17 protein-coding genes are annotated in these 18,558 nt (G+C 42.2%); 4 read left to right on the forward strand and 13 right to left on the reverse strand.

Annotated elements, in window-relative coordinates:
- Nucleotides 1-118 precede the first annotated feature (118 nt).
- Entirely contained in the window at nt 119-487 is a 369-nt protein-coding gene (locus CSQ79_RS12650) for a hypothetical protein (RefSeq protein WP_099701535.1), read from the reverse strand.
- 762 nt (nt 488-1,249) lie between these two features.
- Between CSQ79_RS12650 and dnaN the strand changes: the two genes are divergently transcribed.
- Nucleotides 1,250-2,392, forward strand: a complete 1,143-nt coding sequence (dnaN, locus tag CSQ79_RS12655) for a DNA polymerase III subunit beta (protein ID WP_099701536.1) — start codon at nt 1,250-1,252, stop codon at nt 2,390-2,392.
- Nucleotides 2,393-2,462: 70 nt separating this feature from the next.
- Here dnaN and CSQ79_RS12660 read toward each other — a convergent pair whose 3' ends face one another.
- From CSQ79_RS12660 to CSQ79_RS27730, 6 genes are all read right to left on the reverse strand, one after another.
- On the reverse strand, nt 2,463-3,290 hold the full coding sequence (locus tag CSQ79_RS12660) for an SAM-dependent methyltransferase (protein WP_099701537.1): 828 nt from the start codon (nt 3,288-3,290) through the stop codon (nt 2,463-2,465).
- A gap of 163 nt (nt 3,291-3,453) precedes the next feature.
- Nucleotides 3,454-4,641: a TRC40/GET3/ArsA family transport-energizing ATPase gene (locus CSQ79_RS12665; protein WP_099701538.1), complete on the reverse strand. Its 1,188-nt coding sequence runs from the start codon at nt 4,639-4,641 to the stop codon at nt 3,454-3,456.
- 43 nt (nt 4,642-4,684) lie between these two features.
- Nucleotides 4,685-5,071, reverse strand: coding sequence for a C6orf136 family protein (locus CSQ79_RS12670; RefSeq protein WP_099701730.1), 387 nt, complete (start codon nt 5,069-5,071; stop codon nt 4,685-4,687).
- Between the two features lie 141 nt (nt 5,072-5,212).
- A complete protein-coding gene (locus tag CSQ79_RS12675) occupies nt 5,213-5,779 on the reverse strand; it encodes a hypothetical protein (protein ID WP_099701731.1) in 567 nt (188 codons plus the stop codon).
- Nucleotides 5,780-5,855: 76 nt separating this feature from the next.
- Nucleotides 5,856-7,109 (reverse strand): DUF4912 domain-containing protein, encoded by a 1,254-nt coding sequence (locus tag CSQ79_RS12680; protein WP_099701539.1) that lies wholly within the window; start codon nt 7,107-7,109, stop codon nt 5,856-5,858.
- A 28-nt stretch (nt 7,110-7,137) separates the two neighbouring features.
- Nucleotides 7,138-7,308: a hypothetical protein gene (locus tag CSQ79_RS27730; RefSeq protein ID WP_289501086.1), complete on the reverse strand. Its 171-nt coding sequence runs from the start codon at nt 7,306-7,308 to the stop codon at nt 7,138-7,140.
- A gap of 381 nt (nt 7,309-7,689) precedes the next feature.
- Between CSQ79_RS27730 and CSQ79_RS12685 the strand changes: the two genes are divergently transcribed.
- Nucleotides 7,690-9,072, forward strand: a complete 1,383-nt coding sequence (locus CSQ79_RS12685) for a cobyrinic acid a,c-diamide synthase CobB (RefSeq protein WP_099701540.1) — start codon at nt 7,690-7,692, stop codon at nt 9,070-9,072.
- A 123-nt stretch (nt 9,073-9,195) separates the two neighbouring features.
- Nucleotides 9,196-9,864, forward strand: a complete 669-nt coding sequence (locus tag CSQ79_RS12690; RefSeq protein WP_099701541.1) for a Uma2 family endonuclease — start codon at nt 9,196-9,198, stop codon at nt 9,862-9,864.
- A 170-nt stretch (nt 9,865-10,034) separates the two neighbouring features.
- On the opposite strand, the gene CSQ79_RS12695 is transcribed toward CSQ79_RS12690, so the two are convergent.
- The 3 genes from CSQ79_RS12695 to CSQ79_RS12705 all read right to left on the reverse strand — a co-directional run bounded on the left by CSQ79_RS12695 (nt 10,035) and on the right by CSQ79_RS12705 (nt 14,623).
- The gene (locus CSQ79_RS12695) at nt 10,035-10,610 is read right to left on the reverse strand and encodes a Uma2 family endonuclease (protein ID WP_099701542.1); all 576 of its coding nucleotides are present in this window, start codon (nt 10,608-10,610) and stop codon (nt 10,035-10,037) included.
- A 320-nt stretch (nt 10,611-10,930) separates the two neighbouring features.
- Nucleotides 10,931-11,941: an ABC transporter substrate-binding protein gene (locus CSQ79_RS12700; RefSeq protein ID WP_099701543.1), complete on the reverse strand. Its 1,011-nt coding sequence runs from the start codon at nt 11,939-11,941 to the stop codon at nt 10,931-10,933.
- A gap of 69 nt (nt 11,942-12,010) precedes the next feature.
- Nucleotides 12,011-14,623: a TonB-dependent siderophore receptor gene (locus CSQ79_RS12705; protein WP_099701544.1), complete on the reverse strand. Its 2,613-nt coding sequence runs from the start codon at nt 14,621-14,623 to the stop codon at nt 12,011-12,013.
- Between the two features lie 279 nt (nt 14,624-14,902).
- On the opposite strand from CSQ79_RS12705, the gene CSQ79_RS12710 reads away from it, so the two are divergent.
- Nucleotides 14,903-15,517 (forward strand): hypothetical protein, encoded by a 615-nt coding sequence (locus CSQ79_RS12710; protein WP_099701545.1) that lies wholly within the window; start codon nt 14,903-14,905, stop codon nt 15,515-15,517.
- A gap of 186 nt (nt 15,518-15,703) precedes the next feature.
- On the opposite strand, the gene CSQ79_RS12715 is transcribed toward CSQ79_RS12710, so the two are convergent.
- The 3 genes from CSQ79_RS12715 to CSQ79_RS12725 all read right to left on the reverse strand — a co-directional run bounded on the left by CSQ79_RS12715 (nt 15,704) and on the right by CSQ79_RS12725 (nt 18,500).
- Nucleotides 15,704-16,687, reverse strand: a complete 984-nt coding sequence (locus CSQ79_RS12715; protein WP_099701546.1) for a helix-turn-helix transcriptional regulator — start codon at nt 16,685-16,687, stop codon at nt 15,704-15,706.
- 140 nt (nt 16,688-16,827) lie between these two features.
- Nucleotides 16,828-17,265: a DoxX family protein gene (locus CSQ79_RS12720; protein ID WP_099701547.1), complete on the reverse strand. Its 438-nt coding sequence runs from the start codon at nt 17,263-17,265 to the stop codon at nt 16,828-16,830.
- Nucleotides 17,266-17,378: 113 nt separating this feature from the next.
- Nucleotides 17,379-18,500, reverse strand: coding sequence for an AI-2E family transporter (locus tag CSQ79_RS12725; RefSeq protein WP_099701548.1), 1,122 nt, complete (start codon nt 18,498-18,500; stop codon nt 17,379-17,381).
- Nucleotides 18,501-18,558: the final 58 nt, after the last annotated feature.

Consider the following 18,558-nt stretch of genomic DNA (forward strand, 5'->3'; position numbering starts at 1 on the left):
TACGTTCAAAACCATCTGCTTTATCTAGATTCTTCTGTTGAAGTTTATCAAGTATTTCTACAGCAGATTGTAGCTTTCCACTACCTTAATATAATTGCGGTATGATTTCATTCAAAGATTACTGATTACTCCAATGCAGTTCTAAAGCTTGAACTGTCTTTTGATTGTGATGACTAATCTGATCGGCTACATTTTGTATTTTATGATTAGAATTGACTACTTCAAATACTGCTGATTCAATTGTTGACACTGAGTTAGATAAAACTTTAGTTGAATGATTAAAGTTCCTTTGGATAATATATAAATCTTTCGTAGCATCGGCAAGAAGTTGAGCAAAATTACTGCGCTCAAATACCTGGGCTGTTTGTGCAAACTTAATTGTAGTTGTTTGAAAATCATCAACACTTTTTGCCAGAGTTCCAGATGATTCTTGAAATCCACTGTAGACACGACAAGCAAGTTCGTTAGCCTGTTTATTAACATCCACGATTTCTTGAATTTTAGCTCCAAGTGAAGATTCTACTGCATCACGTACTGTGGTACCAAATCTACCTAAAAAGTCTTTGAATTCAAAGACTAAACGATCTACCGCTTGATCTAATCGATAATTTCCTTGAATCTCAGGCAGATAAATATTATCTAAGTAATCTTCAATTGAATTAAACAGAAATTTAACTTGTATTTAACTACATATATAATCAAAATCACCTTGGAAAAACTTATATCAGATTTAACTTCAGTAGGATTACTGAAGTCATTCTTTGGGTAGCTTATTTGTAAAGATAAGTGTGTTTTAATATTTATTAAATAGCTATAATTAAGTTATATTGTTTTTCCACAAGTTTTAAGATTTCGTGGATGTCAAGCTTAATATTGGCTTAAAGAAATATTAAGAGTTGATTAGATTGTGAAAAACTTACAGATTTCTGGGGAAAACTTTGGGAAAATCTGTGGAAAACTATTTACTTTACTAGGAAAACTGATAGTGAGTAAAAATACTGTGTGAAAAACTATTCAGCTTTTCCACAAGTTTTCCACAGCAAATATGAGATGAAATTGAACCAGATAAAGGGTTGTTGAAGTTTTTCCACAGTTTCCACAGCACCTACTACTACTACATATAAAAATTAAAAATATCTTCAGTAGTCTTTATGCAACAGATACAGGCAGCAAATGCTACGATAGTGCTTCTGAGCTAAATGAAACTCAAGACGCATCTAAACCCTTTAGCAAACTCACAAATCTCCTGATGAAATTCGTTTGCAATCAAAGTGATATCAGCACAAACTTGTCACTCGTAAGCCGTGCAGTGCCATCACGTCCGACACATCCGATTTTAGCAAACGTACTGTTAACGGCAGATGCGCAAACAGGACAAGTTAGTCTTACTGCGTTCGATCTAAGCTTAGGTATTCGGACAAGCTTTTTGGCTGTAGTAGAAACAGGAGGAGAAATAACCCTTCCTGCTAAGCTTTTGAATGATATTATTTCGCGAATGCCACAAGGGGAACTTGCCATTGATGATGAAGGAGAAACCCCATTAGGTGCTACGATTACTTCTACTTCAGGAAAGTATCAAGTTAGGGGTATGGGGGTAGAAGAATTCCCTGAATTGCCAGTAATAGAAAATGGCGAAGCTATTCATTTGCCAGTAGAAGCATTGACTGAAGGACTACGAGGTTCTTTATTTGCAACAAGTGCTGATGAAACTAAGCAAATTTTGTCAGGACTGCATTTGAGTATAGAGCAAGAGACTTTAGAATTTGCGGCTACTGATGGACATCGCTTAGCAGTTGTGCAAACTATCAACGAAAATGCACCTATAGAGGCAGATACAGCGCAATTAGAGGTAACATTGCCAGCAAAAGCGTTGCGCGAACTAGAACGAATGCTAGGGATGCTGAATGATGGTGCGGTGTTGTCATTGCATTGCGATCGCGGACAAGTTGTTTTTGAATGGGAAAACCACCGTTTAACTAGCCGTACTTTAGAAGGACAATATCCAGCCTATCGTCAACTTATCCCCCGTCAATTTGAAATTCAAGTGTCACTCGAACGTAAGTTTTTACTCAGTGCGATCGAACGAATTGCGGTTTTAGCAGATCAGAAAAATAATATTGTGAAGTTTACGCTTGATAGCGCCAACCAAGAATTAGCTTTGTCGGTTGATGCACAAGATATTGGTAGTGGTAGAGAATCAATGCCTGCACAAATTTCAGGTGATAGCATTGATATTGCCTTTAATATTAAATACCTAGTTGATGGTTTGAAAGCACTTCCTAGTTCAGACATTCAAATGCAGATTAATACGCCAACAAGCCCAGTGATTTTGACGCCTTTAGGTGGTGTAAAGATGACTTATTTGATTATGCCAGTGCAGATTAGAACTTAAGCTTAAAATAAGTACTTTGACAATGAGCTACTGATTGCATGTTATTAAACAGCAGAAATAGCTACAAACTTTATTCTGCTGCGAGCAAAGGAAGCTTCTGAGCTGTTACAAGAAATACTCGTTCGACATTAGGAACATCACGAGGCGGTAACTTGCAGGTGTAACGTCCAAAGTGTGCGCCTTCATCTCCAGGTTGAATGACATTCGCTTTCCATCCATAGTTTGCTAGCAGTGCTTCTGGATTGTCGAATCCAGAACGCCAATATCCCCGAAAGTCACTGTCTGTAGCTGATTGTATTGCCCTAGTATTGATGACATCTAAACCAAGCCAACTTCCGGTTACAGCCAGTTGTGAAACTGTTGTTAGCATATCGACTTGATCTAAATTTAAGTACATTAATAAGCCTTCGATCAACCATATAGAAGGTATATTAGGACGATATCCTTGCAATAATGGTAAATGTGACCAAGGTTGAGTCAGATCTGCCGCGATCGCACATCTTTGGCAAGTAGATAATACGTCCTTCAATACAGCATTCTTATAACTGAGAACTTCAGACTGATCGAGTTCGTATACTTTAGTATTTACTAACCAAGGAAGCCGAAAAGCTCGCGTGTCCATTCCTGAGGCTAAAATGACAACTTGAGGTGTTTGTTTAGCTAACAGAAAATTATCAAAAAACCGCGTGCGAACAACAACATAAGGTCTTCCTTCTTCTTCTGGTTTAATTTTACGTTGTGCCAAAAAGGCGAATGCCTCAGCACTAACAAGTTGGGTTGCAAACGGATCGTTAAAAATGCGATCGCATCTTGCCGTTTCTTGCGATCGCATTGCTGCTGCCAGTCTTGCAGATAGTGATATAAATGCCTTTGAGTCAAGCTGTTGATATTGCGTCATTTTCTGCTCTGGCGTGATATTTACGTATGTGTATCTATTACAAATCACTACACGAAGTTCACACGCTTTTCCGATAGTTAACCTTATAAGTCAGTGCAATTGTGCGTAGCACAGTACCCGCAGCGATCAACTCAAGAAAATTACAGAGCCACAACTTTAGCTATTAAGCCTTTACACTATCAGCAAAACGAATTTTCAAGTAATCTTCCTCCATCTTTGCGCCTGCTGGCTGTAATGCTGCTAAAGCTTGCGGTAATACTAAGTTACGCCGATGATTACCGATAGTAATATTCAATTCATCTCCTGTTTTACTTAGTTGAATATTGTCTTTGGCAATTCCTGGTAAATAAAGTTCTAAGCTGTATTGATTGTTATCTTGAATAATGCGCACTGTAGTTTCTTTGTAATAAACTTGTGTCGGATCTTCGTCTTTGTAAAGTGTATCTTTGAGCCGCTCTAAAGCTGCTAAACCACATAATTCCTCAGAATATAAAGGTACCTCTTTTACAGGTAATGGACGGAAGTTTTCGTGAATTTCATAGCGATATTGCTGTTGATTTTCTTTCCATCTTTGAAAGAAAGGATCTTGAACTTCTTCAGGAATAATACGATTGGCAACAACTAAATCTGTTGCAACGTTGTACAAACTTAAATAAGCGTGGGCGCGTAGCGATTCCTTCAGCACCATCTTTTCAGGATTCGTCACTAAGCGTACCGAAGTTTGCATATTATCGGTTAAGACTTTTTCTAATGCTTCAATTTGTTCGTAGAACTCATACGGCGCATCCATCACTTCTTTATCTGGTAAAGAAAAACCTGCGATCGGTCGAAATAATGGCTCTACAAGTGGTCTTAATGCAACAGACATCTTTTGCAAAGGTTTGTAGAAACGTCGCATATACCAGCCGCTAACTTCCGGTAAACTCAATAAACGCAATGCTGTACCAGTTGGAGCCGAGTCGATAATTAAGACATCAAACTCGCCTTCGTCATAGTGGCGTTTCATACGCACCAAACCGAAAATTTCATCCATCCCAGGAAGAATTGCCAGTTCCTCAGCTTGAACTCCATCGAGTCCCCGCGCCTGTAAAACTTGAGTAATATAGCGCTTAACAGCTCCCCAGTTGCCTTCTAATTCTAATAATGCGTCTAATTCGGCTCCCCAGAGGTTTGGGCGGACTTGTCGCGGATCGTGTCCTAGTTCTAAGTCAAAACTATCGGCAAGTGAATGTGCTGGATCAGTACTTAAAACGAGTGTGCGATAGCCCAACTCTGCACAACGAAGTCCAGTAGCAGCAGCAACAGAGGTTTTTCCAACTCCTCCTTTGCCTGTCATTAAAATTACACGCATGAAAGCTTTTATCCTGTTTAAGCAATGTTTATATTTCTTTACTTTATCTATTCTTGGTAGGAAGATGCTGTTTTATGACGTCTAATCGCGAACATTTCCAGTAATCGACATGAGAAGTAATGATGTCTTGTTGATTGACACGTAACTCACTCCAACCAGGAATTGCAATGCGGGGTTTCCAGGGTACAGGAGTGTTCCAACTTAAAGTCCACTCAGTTTTAATCGTGTTTCCCTCACGGTGGATATCATGTAAGTCCATTTTGGGTGCAATGAACCACGTTTCAATAAACTTGATCATCGCTTGATATTTTTTAACACCACGAAATTCGTTTAAGGGATCTTTGAAGTACACGTCTTGGGCATAGAGGCTGTATGTTTGGTTAGCAGGAAATCTTTGATAATCTTGTTTGAGAATTTCAACAATGTCCATAAAGAAAATAGAAGAAGTGCGATCGCTTGTACTCACTTTAATAACTTCTTTGCTTTGCAACCTCTAGCTTTTTCTATAGAAGGAGCTGCGTATTGGTCATTTAAAATTTGAAAAGCAGGAAAAATAACTCGGTCTTAAGTCTTACTCAACTTCTTGCCATAAGCGTTCTAGCTGTCGTCGCCATGCTGCTAACGTTTGTTCACGCGATTGTGCGCCTTGTTCCATATCGCCTAAAATTCCTTCTTCATAAAAGCGATCGAGATTTTGAAGTGTGGCTTCGAGGGTTAATCCTTGCTGTTTTGCTGCAAGAATGATTTGACGCATGCGACTTTCGACTAATTGTGAAAACACATCATTAAGTCCGGCTTGGTGTAGTGCAACTAAACGCGCGATCGCATCTGCTAAATCAGTACGTACTAAACTTTCTACACTGTGCTGAAATACTCCCCAAACGACACCTTGTTGCAGAGCATAGCGCACCTCTTGAGTATCATCAAAATTAGCAGCTAAAAGTTGTTCCGTAAAAGGTTGTGCGGCTTCGGCTGACATGATTGGTAGCAAAACACGCAACCACGATTGATCGTCAGATAAAAGTACCAACAAACGAAACCCAGAAGTTTCAATTTGCCACGAACCAGGGGCGATCGCTTGTACAGTTGCTGGTTCAAAAATATCTGTAAGCGTACTTGCAATTTCTTCAGGTATCATAATCTTTAATGAAAAGAAACCCCCGACGATTGTCGAGGGATTTTGTAATCTATTTATCAGTTTGGCAGATAATGCTTTAAGCAAACCACTCTGGAACAGCTTCTTCTTTTGTATTAGTGTTCCGTGATGGTGTTTCGCGCGTGAACTTCATATGAACTGAGCGCGTTTGCTCGCCATCAGCTGCTACCGCCACAATTGGATAGTCGATTAAACCATCTTGGAAAGACATCTGGAAACGGAACGTGCCATCAGGATTCAACTTAATTGGACGTCCACCAATTGTTACTGTAGCATCGGGTTCCGTTGCACCATAAACAATCAACTCTGCATCTGCGATGAGCCAGAACTGACGCGGGCGCATCGGAATTGCCGAAGCTGAGAAACCAGCGCCCGACATACCAACACCTGACATACCAGCACCTGACATTGTTGGTACAGCCCACATCCCCATTCCCGAGGCAGTGACATAAGAGCTAATTGACTGTACGCCAACCATCTGAGCGGAACCTGGTACTTGCTGCATTGAGCCATAGAGTGAACCTGCTACTCTTTGTGCTTCAACACCTTGAGCCATACCAAAGATTTCGTCGTAGATCGGATTGCTGTCTTGTTGAACTCCAGCAGTTGCCATCCGCTTGGCTGGAGGTACAAGTTCAAAGACAGTCTGACCGCGCAGATCTTCTTCAAAGCTAACAGTAATGAAATGATCTTCAATCCAGTCGCTAGGGTAAACTGGCGGTACATGAACAGGTGCTGAACGTGCTAAAACTAACCAACGACCATCAGCACAACGATAACCAATATCGACAACATAGTCGCGATCGCTGACAGGAATCGGTAAATACCACTCTCGTGCTAACTCATCACAAGGATATTCTTGAATGCTGTGTGGACTTTGGTAATCTATGTCAATATCTGTAACGTCATAAATGCGCAGTGCTAGCTGTTGTCCGCCTTGTTTGCGCAAGTCTTCTTTATGATCGTTTGGGATATCCCAATAAGTATAAGCCCATTGGGGATCGCGAGGCAGTAGCACAATCCGACTTTCGCCATAACCATCGGGTAATTCGGCTAAACCTTCATCTACATCAGCTAAGGAGCCACCTGTGCGGTCATCTTGACCTAGTTCAAATTTAGCTGCTTCCACTGCTTCTTGTGCCTCCAGTGTACGAGTTGGAACAACAGAAACTTTTGTGCGCTCGATTTGTTGAATTGCCGCTAGCAGTTGCGCCTTCCGCATTCGGCTATAACGCGAGACACCATATTCACTGGCAACTCTTCTTAGCTGCCGTAAGGTCATCTCATCTAAAGGTGGGCGTTCTTTAGCCATGAATTTTGTCTCCGGTAATTTGAATCAACTATTCTGTTGCCGGACAAAAACTCCGTTCTGTCGGTGACATCCAGTGCCAAAATGACTGCAATCTTGTTTGACTGGTGAGGGCATCTGAATGTTTTGTTATGCATTTAGCTTCTTGAACGGCTCTTGTTGGTGCATCCTTGACAATCCTACGTATGCTAAAAAACAGCATTTTTTTGGGATCGTGGGGATCGCTTGTTACTAACTATTAAGCCGCAAATCCTCTTTAGGGATCAAGGGGTACTCAAGGCAGCTTTGAGTAATTCTACGCATTAATCAACCTTTCGGGGATCAAAATGTCATAATTTCATAACAATAGCAATAGAGCGCCCCTTTGTTTGTTATGAAAACTTGACAATTAAATTCAAGTGCTTAGGTTATCACTTTTCAACTTTTCTCAATTGGCGCATATAAAATAACTCACAGGAGTACTCAAGCTTTTATTTGTCTTTCCCCAATCTTTAGCCGTTCGTTACTATTTCACTAAATGAGAATTACACATCGTTTCTCTTCTGCGCCCCTACTTTTCTACTCCTCTGCTTTTGTACTTTAAATGGCATTGATTATCGCTGGAGAACGTAGTGGCGTTGGTAAAACGACAGTAACGCTGATGTTGCTTGCTTATCTAAGCCAGCGGCTACAGGTGCAATCTTTCAAGGTTGGACCTGATTACATTGACCCGATGTTTCATCAGTATGTAACAAAACGCCCCTGCCGCAATTTAGATTTGATATTGACTAATGATGCTTATGTAAAGCAGTCCTTCAAACATCACACTCAAGGTGTTGATTGTGCGCTGGTAGAAGGCGTTATGGGATTATTTGATGGTGCTACGGGTATTGATGACACAGCCAGTACGGCACACATTGCACGGTTATTAGAGTTACCAGTTTTACTTGTCATTGACTGTAGCCGGTTATCGCGATCTGTAGCGGCGATCGCTCACGGTTATCGTTCGTTCGATCCACGAGTCAAAATTGCGGGGGTTGTTCTAAATCGTGTTGGTAGCGATCGCCATTTGCAACTTCTTCAAGAAGCACTAGAGTCAATACAGTTACCAATTCTTGGTGTATTACGCCGTTCTGATGATCTAACAATTCCCGATCGTCACCTAGGTTTAGTTCCCACCGCAGAAATGACGCAACTCGATCAATTGATCGATAAATTTGCGCAACTTGGAGAAACCTGTTTTGACTGGGAACAGTTATTACCACTTTTAAAACGAGTGAATGGTTTTAGCGTAACGACAGAAGATGAAGAAAAGCTCGCAAGTGCTACCCATAGTATTTCACTCAGAATAGCAGTGGCACGCGATCGCGCTTTTAGTTTCTACTACCCAGATAACTTAGAGATTCTGGTACAACTGGGTGCAGAAATCGTTTATTGGAGTCCATTGACAGATCCTGACTTACCAGAAAACATCCAAGGATTATATTTCGGGGGCGGCTTTCCTGAAGTATTTGCCCAACAATTGACAGAAAATAAATCAGCACGGGTAGCAGTAAAAAAAGCAATTGAGCGAGGAATGCCTACTTATGCCGAATGTGGTGGGTTAATGTATTTGTCGCAGGCGATCGTCGATTTTGAATGTCAATCTTGGTCAATGGTAGACATCATTCCTGCAACAGCAATTATGGATTCTCGCTTAACACTCGGTTATCGCCGAGCAAATGTATTGCAAAGTCCACTGTTTAAGACTGGTACAGTAATCTGGGGACACGAGTTTCATCGATCGCGGCTCAATGAAATACCAACAGAGCCTTTATTTGAACTTCAAGGATACAATTCTTCAAGCTTAATGTTAGAAGGGTGGCAAGCGTATCAAGTTCATGCGTCTTATCTTCACCTTCATTTTGGTGGAAACATAGCAATTCCTCAACAGTTTCTACAACGCTGTCTTAAGTTTCGTGGATCTCAACTCAGCGAGCAAGATTAAAAATTACACATATCGCTCCCGTTCTTTTACCGCTTCAACGATTCGAGCGATCGCGTAGCGTCTCGAAGATTGGCTGGACCGTCACATATAATAAATTCATCTCAGGACGTTTGAGGTTTTGCTATGCTGCCCATCGACCTACAACACCTGCCCTCTAGTGATGAACTGCCCTGTTCTGACGATACGCCCGTGGATAACGTAGGCGTTTCGCCGTCGCGAAGCGAGGATCAAAACCTACTGCCCAATGTACTGCTGTTTCTGCTCAATGCTATTTGGGCAGATCGGATGGATTGGGACTTTACGGTGGACATGGCAGTGTATCACACCACTGGCATCAGCCCTAGAGTACCGGTTGTACCCGATGCATTTCTGAGCTTGGGAGTGGAGCGCAAGAAGGGAGGAAAGTCGCGTCGCAGCTATGTTGTGTGGGAAGAAGGTGTAGAGATGGTGTCGCACAAGCCAGGGGGAGAGTATGACGAGAAGATGAACATCTATACTCGTTTAGGGGTTCTGTACTATGTAATTTACAACCCAGAGTTTTGGCAACGGGACAAGCGCCAGCCGTTTGAAGTGTACAAGCTGGTGAATGGTGAATATGAGTTGCAAAGTGGTGAACCTTGTTGGATGCCAGAGGTGGAATTAGGAATTGGACGCTGCCAGATGATATTTGGCAATGTATTGCAGGAGCAGTTAGCGTGGTTTAATGTGAAGGGTGATCGCTACTTAAGTGAAGCTGAACAAGAACGGCAACAGCGAGAACTTGAACAACAACGAGCAGACACCGAGCGATAACAAAAAGAACGACTTGCTGCACGACTGCGAGCATTAGGTGAAGATCCCGATCGGCTATAAGGATTGGAGAATTAAAGGACAGACTAATCAATCGCCTCTTTGTTTCAAAGTTTTGAGAGCGATCGCCCCTGGTTGATTCAAATCAAAAGGCTCACTTACAAGCACTTATGCTACCAAATTGGAGCCAGATTCAAGGTGAAGCCAGGAAGCACATCTTCCCCCGAAAGCGTCTCAGGTGCTCGGCATACTTCAATCGCCTTACCCGAACGATAAACTTCAACTTGCTTCGCCTTGCGGTTCAACAGCCAGCCCAAACGCGCACCATTATCAATATATTCGTGCATCTTGGCTTGTGTTGTAGACAGCGAATCACTCGGAGACATCAACTCCACAACAAAATCGGGACAAAGCGGAATAAACTTCTCTTGCTGTTGGGGCGTGAGTGTGTTCCAGCGCTCCAAGGTTAACCAGGCTGCATCGGGTGAGCGATTGGCTCCATTGGGTAACTTGAATCCTCCAGAGGAGTCGAAAGCAACACCTGTACCATCTGCGTCTGTCCAATTAAACAATTGCTGAGTCAAACGCCCATTGCGCTGGCTGGTTCCACCTCCGGTGGGCGGCATAATAATCAGTTCTCCTTGAGCAGTGCGCTCAAACCGCAAATCTCGATTGCGCTGACAAAGCTGGTAGAATTGCTCATCGGTTAGGTCGATGACAGATTTAATGTCAACGGTGAGAGCGTTCATAAAATTTCAGCTAGGTTTGGTTTTTATTGTAATACGCTTCATAACAAAGGAACTGCTGCACAAATCTCCAAGAGTGATCGCACCTCACTGCCAAAAACTCAATCAAAGGCGTTCGCACTTTCCACAATAGTAATTGCACCTCACTTCGTTTACTCAACCAAAGGCGTTCGGCTTTGCCGTCTCGCAGAGAATCGCACGTGTAGCTTTCACGCAAATAGCATAAATAGTGACTTTTGCATATGAGGATGATTTTTCAGATCGCTACTTTGAAATAACAGTAGTAGGATTGCTAAATGAGCAGCGTATACTTTTTTATCAGCTTAAAGAGTATCACTAAAATATCTATAAAGTTCATCAACAAATTGATTAGCTGTCATTGGACCTACAACAGTACTAGCCCAACTCACTACATATACTTGGTTATTCTGCACAGCTTTTAATGTTGACCAAATCGGTTGTTGTAAAAACGATGACGATTCAAGCTTTCCAGAGTCTTCCACACGGAGTATGTCAACAAATAAAATATCGGCATCCCAATCAGGCAAAGCCTCAAGGCTTAATTCTAAGTAGCCTTTGAGATTTTTATAAGCAGGGATAAGCGGTATACCCGCATCGAGCATGATCTGACCGTATGGCACAAAATCCGATCCATAAACAGCAACGTTTGACCCATAAAGGTGAAGAACCGATACTGTTTTAGTCCTCAACTTTTCGGCTAGCTGTTGCTGAAACTTTTGAATTCGTTCATTATACTCAGCCAAAATTTCTTCAGCCCGATCGCTCCTGTCCAAGATTTCGGCTAAATATTTCAAGTTTTTTTTGAAATTGACTCCACTATCCGTATCTATCATTACCGTAGGTGCGATCATAGACAAGAGTGAATAGTATTGCTTTTGCCATATATGTCCCACAATTAAATCAGGTTTTAGACTGAGAATTTTTTCTAAAGACGGTTGTTCCCAATGACCCACAAGCGGAATATCAGCAACGAACTGATTGAGCGTATCCGACTTGATGCAGTAGGGGCAGGTGGCAGCACCCACTGGTTTTATGCCTATTGCTAATAACGGGTCGAGAAGATAACTACCATCTAGCACCAAAATGCGCTGGGGATGAAGTGGAATTTCCGCTTGTCCTAAAGCATGGCTGACAATTTTTGTTGCTGCTGATTTTTGTGCAGAGTCTGACTGCTCTGCTTGTTTAGCTGTTGAATTTATTCTGCCTGGCTGAAGCCACAGCGTCTTACTGTTGCAAGCAGCGATAGAGAAGACAAAAACTGCTGCTAAAAAGAGTAGAAATAGCTTGGCTTTACGGAACACTTTTTTCCTCATTGTGAAGCATTACAGAATTAATTCATATTCAGCCTGTATCTTTGAGTTCTAACTTGGAGAAGTTGTCCACTAAAATTCCCAACTCACCGAACCGACAATTGTAAAGGGTTCAGTTCTTTGAACAAGAGTTCTGCTGAAGGCAAACGCTGCCTCGTCTACATCAAACAAGTTACGGATATTAATCGCACCTCTGAAACGTCCCCTTCGATAGTAAAGTGCTGCATCAGTCCGTAAGTAATCACCTAGTTGAAACGAGTTATCTAAATCACCTTGCCGTTCACCGATATAAAACAGTCCTAAACCAAATCCTAAGCCCTCTAAAGCACCTTCTTGAATGGTATAAGTTGTCCAGAAACTTGCTTGATTTTCTGGTACATTTGCTAATCGATTGCCTTGAGGAAAGGTGTTATCTTTAGTAACTTCTGCATCGGTTAAGGCATAGGATAAAATTACGTTCCAACCAGGTAAGATTTCACCTGTCACATCGAACTCAATTCCCTGACTGCGCTGCTCTCCAGTTTGAATAGAACGAGTAGGGTCATCTGGATCGGGTGTAAGAACATTGGTTCTGGTCAAATGATAGGCAGCTATGGTTGCTGAAAGTCTGCTATCTAGAAAATCAGCTTTTACACCAACTTCGTATTGAGTTCCTCTTGATGGCTCGTAAATAACATCTGCATCCGTACTCGTGTTATCAAATCCAGAAAGAGGAGCAAACGATCGCGTGTAGCTAGCATAGAGCGCAACATCTTCACTAGGTTGATAGACCAAACCCGCACGAGGACTAAAGGCACCGTCATTGCGGGTTGGACGATCAATGACATCTCCTGGTGTGGTTAGATCTACTGCAAGATCAGTTGAAACCCAGTCGTAGCGACCGCCAATTAAAAGTTTGAGATTATCTAGAAGCGCAATCTGATCCTGAAGATAAACACCGTACGAGCGCCGTACCAACTTGAAATCGGAGAAGGTAGGGATTGTTGAGTAGCTAGGAGTTGGAATATCGTAATTTGGATTGCGAATGTCTAGAGGAGGTAGAGGCGTATCAGCATCGACATTATTGCCTTCATTACTGAAGCGGTTAAAATCAAACCCTGCTAAAACTTGATGGGAAATTGAGCCAGTCCCCAACTCTCCAACCAAGTCGATCTGCCCGAAGAAGTTATTTCTCTGATAATTATCTTTGGAGGCATCAAATCCACCAACAAAGCGATCGTCTTCTACTGTACTAGGAAATCCTGCCACATCATTTCTAAAATGAGTCAGGTTGATTGCAACATTGTTTCTGATTCGCCAGTCGTTATTTAATTCGTGTTCCAGACTGTATCCAAATCTGTCAACTCTAACATTCAGAAGGCTTAAACCAGGATAGTAGGGGGCAAAGTTTCGAGGAGGCAAACTACCATCGCTGAGAATTACAGTATTAGTGCCAGCAGCAGAAGGATTAGCATAAAGGTGAGTGTATTCATAGTACAGGTCTAACTCTGTTTGCTCTCCCAAATTAAAGGTAAGAGAGGGTGCGATCGTAGTTAATCTTGAGTCGGCAAAGCCTTGGAAATCACTCGAGCCTTGGTAGCTAGCAATGAAGCGATATAAAACAGAATCGTTATCTGTCAGCGGTCCTGATAAATCAATACTGGGTTGATATAACCCATAACTTCCTGCCTCAAATGTCGCATTATAATAGGGTTCATCTAAAGGCTGCCGCGTGATGACATTAATAATTCCACCAGGTTCCCCTGCTCCAAACAGAACTGAAGCAGGTCCTCTCAGCACTTCTATTTGCTCAATAGTTCCAATCGGTAAGAGGCTAAAAAAATCGTTATCAGGAAAGCCATTGCGGAAACTGGTAACTCCTGAAAACCCCTGGTCGAATCCTCTGATGATTCTGTTGTATGTAATTGATCCATTGCCATAAAGTCCGCCTCCACGAGCAACACCGCTAACGGTTTCCACTGCTTCATTCAGATTTCTCACATTTCGATCTTCCAACACCTCTCGCGGCACCACCTGGATCGATTGAGGAATGTCCCGCAGCGGCGTATCTGTTCGTGTTGCTGTAGAAGCACTCGACGGGTTGTAGCCCTCATCTTGCTCACCTGTCACCACAATTTCGATCGCATCCTCATCCGCTACAGTATTAGCATCCCCTAACGTCACCGCTAGCACTAATCCTTGAGCAGTTGTTGTCACCTCAGCCACAGGTGGCGCATCGGTTCCTGTAATCGTTACCTGTACTTGATTATTTGGCAAACTTGTTACACTCACCAGCGCAATTCCCTCAACTGGGTTTGCTTGAGAAAACGCTTGAGCGATCGCCGCACCTGCAACATCTACAATCAAATCATTGCCCACAATCCGAGTTTCCGGCACTTCAAAATTGCCATTTGCTGTTTCCAGCACTACCTGCAAGCCTGTCTCGGTTGCTTCCACACGCACATTCGTAATTTGCACTATCGATGCTTCGATTTGCGCGAGCCAGTCGGCAACGGTTGTCGCGGGTTGATTTTCAGTAAGCTGAGGTAAAGAAGATACCCGTTCTTTTGTGTTAACGTTCTCTGATGCATAAACTGCTGAAGTTAGCAATAGGGTAAAGGCGATCGCTCCCATTTCCACCACGCTTTGAATTAACCATAGAAACAAGCTGCCCTTCAAACTCCTACCTTGCCGAATGCTAACCATGCTCACACCAAAAGAGAATCTTTATCAAGAAGCCTAAGTTGCAAGATTACAGGATTTGTATGAGTGCCGCCATACGGTAGAGCGCCATTTTTTTATCCCAAAAACGTCATTCGATTTGGGTTCTAGATTTTGGATTATCCCCTGCCCCTTTGCTCCCCTGTTATACAATGAATCTAAAGCTAAGCAATCGGTAAACCCAAAGGCAAATGTGCAAAGCACACGCTGCGCGATCGCGGTTATCATCAGCAATCGAAAGTAAAGTACTAACAGAAGCAACGCATGAGTAGAACCAAAATTCTCGATCCCGCTGAAAGCTATACCTTTAGCAAATATGCAGAATTGTCCTTTGACACAGCCGATATACTGGCAGAATTTGGCGTGGTTTTCAACAATACTTCGCTGCAACTACCGCAGCAGCTGCCCATCAACCCAGAACCGTTGAAAACTGAACTGCAAGAAAATTTAGCATTAGTAGACCCCTCATCAGAAATTGCTCGACGCGAAGCATTAATCTTTCCTATCCTCAAAACTGTTTGTAAGTTTATCCAAGCACCACTCAAAATTGAATATCCAGTCCGAGTTAACTCTAGGCTCAAAGGCAGTTTTGATTATTTCATCCCCACGCCTCAAAACTTACTTGTAGTAGAAGCTAAAAATGCGGATTTAGCCAAGGGCTTTACCCAACTTGCGGTTGAACTGATTGCTCTCGACCAATGGACGGATTCACCAACTCCAACGCTCTACGGCACTGTCACAACGGGCGATACTTGGAAATTTGGGCAGTTTCAACGTCAAGAAAGAAAGATTGAGAAAGATATCAACACCTACGCCATTCCCAGTGACCTTAATCTCGTTCTTTCTTCCCTCTTTGGTATTACTATGAACATTCGTTAGACTTCTTGTATGAATCCTAAGCGAATAAATTCGCTACTAAACAAACATAGACGCGTAGCGGCTTCCCGCAGGGTAGTCTACCTTCGTGGACTACGGGTAAAGCATACCTTACCCCCACAAAACTATTGCTTATAGTGTGTGGAGGCACACTTCGTTTGGGTAGCCCCGACTTCAGTCGGAGGGCATCTACTTCCCCATCTGACATTGCTTTGGTGTCATGCCAAACTTGCGCTTGAATGCCTCAGTGAAATGTCCTAAGTGAGAATAGCCTACCGCATGAGCGACTTCCGACACTCGCATTTCTCGGCTGCGTAAAAGCTGTTCTGCTTGCTCCATGCGCAGATTGTGCAGGTAGCCAAACACGGGTGTACCGAATAGTTCGCGAAATCCTCGCTGGAGGGTGCGATCGCTCACTCCTACTCGTTGTGCCAACTCTGACAGCGATGGCGGATTCTCAAATTGTGTCGTCAAAATTTCTTTAGCGTAATGCAAACGCGCGATTGTTTCAGGCTTTAGCCTTGGTAAATTACGCAGCTTTTGCTCTGCTGTAATGAAGTCGAGGTGCATTGCTAATAACTCAAACACCTTTCCCTGAAGATACATCCGCTTCGCCGCACCTCGATAGGGTGCATTCAATAATTGTTGCGCCAGCGATCGCATTTTCAAAGTTACTGTTGGGTAAAGCGATATTTTCCAGTCATCTCCTTTAAACAGTAGCTTCCGAATGTCAGAATTGTATTGCTTATCTTCCTGCAAAAATGAGTTTAGCCATTCTGGCTCAATGTTTACACCGACAAAGGTTAAACGCTCTCCATCTCGGTATTTTTCAACATACGCTGGTGAAATTCCGCTACCCGAAAAATAGCCACACGTCCCGCCCAAATTAGGATGAACTGCCTCAAAATAAATGAATCCTGACAGCAAAATCACAATTTGGATATCATGCTCGTGAGCAGGGGCTTTTACTATCAAGTCGTGCTGGTATTCGCAATCATAGAAATTTAAACACAACCCTGGTGATAGCTCTATGTTGCGATTATAGCCGCGACCTATGCACTCTGGTATGCCTGTAATGTGCTCCAAATCTTCATACACCAAATTGTCAAGTTGGAGTTTGGGAGCCTGCTGATGTAATTCATCCCAGTTTGCTTGGTTGAGGATCAGTGTCATAGCGAGGCTAAGGCGCTAAGTTAGTAGATTATTACTAGATGAGAATTATTGTAATTAACTTTAGCACGCTCTAGCTCGCCAACTCCAAAGAATGCAGCTATGCTGAATGCGATTGCCATTTTAGTAATACGTATTATGACCTAAGTTTCTATCTCATCCAAATTGATAATTGCTGCTTGGTTTTTGATATCAGTTGCAGGCTTTGTATACCACCACGCCCATGCAATTAAAACCGCTTGAAACGGTAATCTTACAACCTGAAACCAAGGAGAATCAGGAATATTATCAATATGAATGTGATTTACAGCCATATTAATATTAGCAGGAAACACTGCAATAAAAAGTGCGATTAGTCCCCAAGCAGCAGCACGGCTAACTGTAGGAACAAGTAACCCAATTCCTCCTAAAATCTCAAAAAATCCACTAATATAAACTAGCTCTAAAGGATATGGTAAAAGAGATGGCACAATACTGACAAAAATATCAGGTAAGGCAAAGTGGAGTAGACCAACTATAATAATAGATACAGCCAAAATGACTCGTAGAAGCTCTTTGTTTTTACGAATTATTGCTAACATAAATTTAATCTGAACTTACCAAAATTCTCTTTTTTCTGTCCTCTGGTTAGTCTGTGTCTGGAGTGGTTCGTTCATGCTTGATAAGTTACAACTTAAATATGATAACTATCCAACTAATTGGCATCATCATTAGTTCTTGAACTAACCTTGAGTAAGATTTGATCGCTACTATCGAGCGGGTTGTAAAAAAATGAACCAGTTTGAGGTGGTAGTGTCGGATCAAACACAATTTCTGACAAACTCTTAACCACACCAGTAAGAGGAATTGCTAAAATTACTCCTAAGAATCCACCAAATTGTGCTCCTAATAGTAAAGATACAAAAATAATTACTGGAGATAAACCTGTCAGATTTCCCATAATTCGAGGAGCAACTAAATTATCTTTGATTTGTTGCAAAGCGACTGCTGTTGCTAAAACTTGCAATGCCAGCAACCAGTCAATAAATGCCACAACGATTGTTACTGTTGCAATTCCTAAAGTAGCCCCAATAAAGGGGATGACTTCCATAAAACCGATAAAAACAGCAAATAAAAGAAAGAACGGGACGTGTAACGCCCAAAAAGCAGGTGTCAGCGTTGCTGCCATAAATAAACCTAACAACAATTGACCAGAAACAAATCTCTGGAGGTTACGCTGAAGTGATTCTGTCAGTTTTTCACGAATTGTTGGTGCAAAAATGCGCGTTAACCCCTGCCACAATCGCTCTCCATCAATGAGCATATAAAATGAGATCACTAAAACAAAAATCAGGTCTAATACCCAGTTAAAAGTTCCTAGTACTAAACCAAAACCTTTGGTGGCGATCGCCTCACTCAAAGTTTGTGCCCGTGCCAGCAACTGTGATGCCAAGATCCGAACATCAAACGGTAAGTTGTGTTCTACACTCCAAGTTTGAAACATTGTCAACTGCTGTTGTGCAGAGCCTACCAGCGATGGTAAATTTACGACCAACTGCCGTGCTTGATTGAATACTGGTGGTACTAATGTCACAGCAGTGAGAACGACAACGACTCCAGCTAATAAGTAAACTAGAACTGCGGCAATACTTCGAGGTAAAAATGATTGCAAGGCTGCAACCGCATAGTTTAGTAAAAATGCAATCAACCCAGCAGTAATCAAAATGCTGAGTAGTTCTCCGATATATCTTAAGGCATTTAGCGTTACCCAACCTGTGATTAAAATCAGCAACCAGGTAATCAAAAATTGTTGCAGTGGCGAAAAGACACGATTCATTACTAAAGCTGTGTTCACAAGCTACTTTCCAAAATGTAGCAGTAAATAAACACTATAG

It is taken from the genome of Gloeocapsopsis sp. IPPAS B-1203 (assembly GCF_002749975.1).
Classification (GTDB): domain Bacteria; phylum Cyanobacteriota; class Cyanobacteriia; order Cyanobacteriales; family Chroococcidiopsidaceae; genus Gloeocapsopsis.

Bases quoted from the DNA above. Each gene is read 5' to 3' on its own strand.
- CSQ79_RS12715 (WP_099701546.1), bottom strand. From the start codon at position 16,687: ATGACACTGATCCTCAACCAAGCAAACTGGGATGAATTACATCAGCAG.
- CSQ79_RS12660 (WP_099701537.1), bottom strand. From the start codon at position 3,290: ATGACGCAATATCAACAGCTTGACTCAAAGGCATTTATATCACTATCT.
- CSQ79_RS12705 (WP_099701544.1), bottom strand. From the start codon at position 14,623: ATGGTTAGCATTCGGCAAGGTAGGAGTTTGAAGGGCAGCTTGTTTCTA.
- CSQ79_RS12675 (WP_099701731.1), bottom strand. From the start codon at position 5,779: ATGATACCTGAAGAAATTGCAAGTACGCTTACAGATATTTTTGAACCA.
- CSQ79_RS12665 (WP_099701538.1), bottom strand. From the start codon at position 4,641: ATGCGTGTAATTTTAATGACAGGCAAAGGAGGAGTTGGAAAAACCTCT.
- CSQ79_RS12670 (WP_099701730.1), bottom strand. From the start codon at position 5,071: ATGGACATTGTTGAAATTCTCAAACAAGATTATCAAAGATTTCCTGCT.
- CSQ79_RS12725 (WP_099701548.1), bottom strand. From the start codon at position 18,500: ATGAATCGTGTCTTTTCGCCACTGCAACAATTTTTGATTACCTGGTTG.
- dnaN (WP_099701536.1), top strand. From the start codon at position 1,250: ATGAAATTCGTTTGCAATCAAAGTGATATCAGCACAAACTTGTCACTC.
- CSQ79_RS12710 (WP_099701545.1), top strand. From the start codon at position 14,903: ATGAGTAGAACCAAAATTCTCGATCCCGCTGAAAGCTATACCTTTAGC.
- CSQ79_RS12700 (WP_099701543.1), bottom strand. From the start codon at position 11,941: ATGAGGAAAAAAGTGTTCCGTAAAGCCAAGCTATTTCTACTCTTTTTA.
- CSQ79_RS27730 (WP_289501086.1), bottom strand. From the start codon at position 7,308: ATGCTGTTTTTTAGCATACGTAGGATTGTCAAGGATGCACCAACAAGA.
- CSQ79_RS12685 (WP_099701540.1), top strand. From the start codon at position 7,690: ATGGCATTGATTATCGCTGGAGAACGTAGTGGCGTTGGTAAAACGACA.
- CSQ79_RS12720 (WP_099701547.1), bottom strand. From the start codon at position 17,265: ATGTTAGCAATAATTCGTAAAAACAAAGAGCTTCTACGAGTCATTTTG.
- CSQ79_RS12690 (WP_099701541.1), top strand. From the start codon at position 9,196: ATGCTGCCCATCGACCTACAACACCTGCCCTCTAGTGATGAACTGCCC.
- CSQ79_RS12695 (WP_099701542.1), bottom strand. From the start codon at position 10,610: ATGAACGCTCTCACCGTTGACATTAAATCTGTCATCGACCTAACCGAT.
- CSQ79_RS12680 (WP_099701539.1), bottom strand. From the start codon at position 7,109: ATGGCTAAAGAACGCCCACCTTTAGATGAGATGACCTTACGGCAGCTA.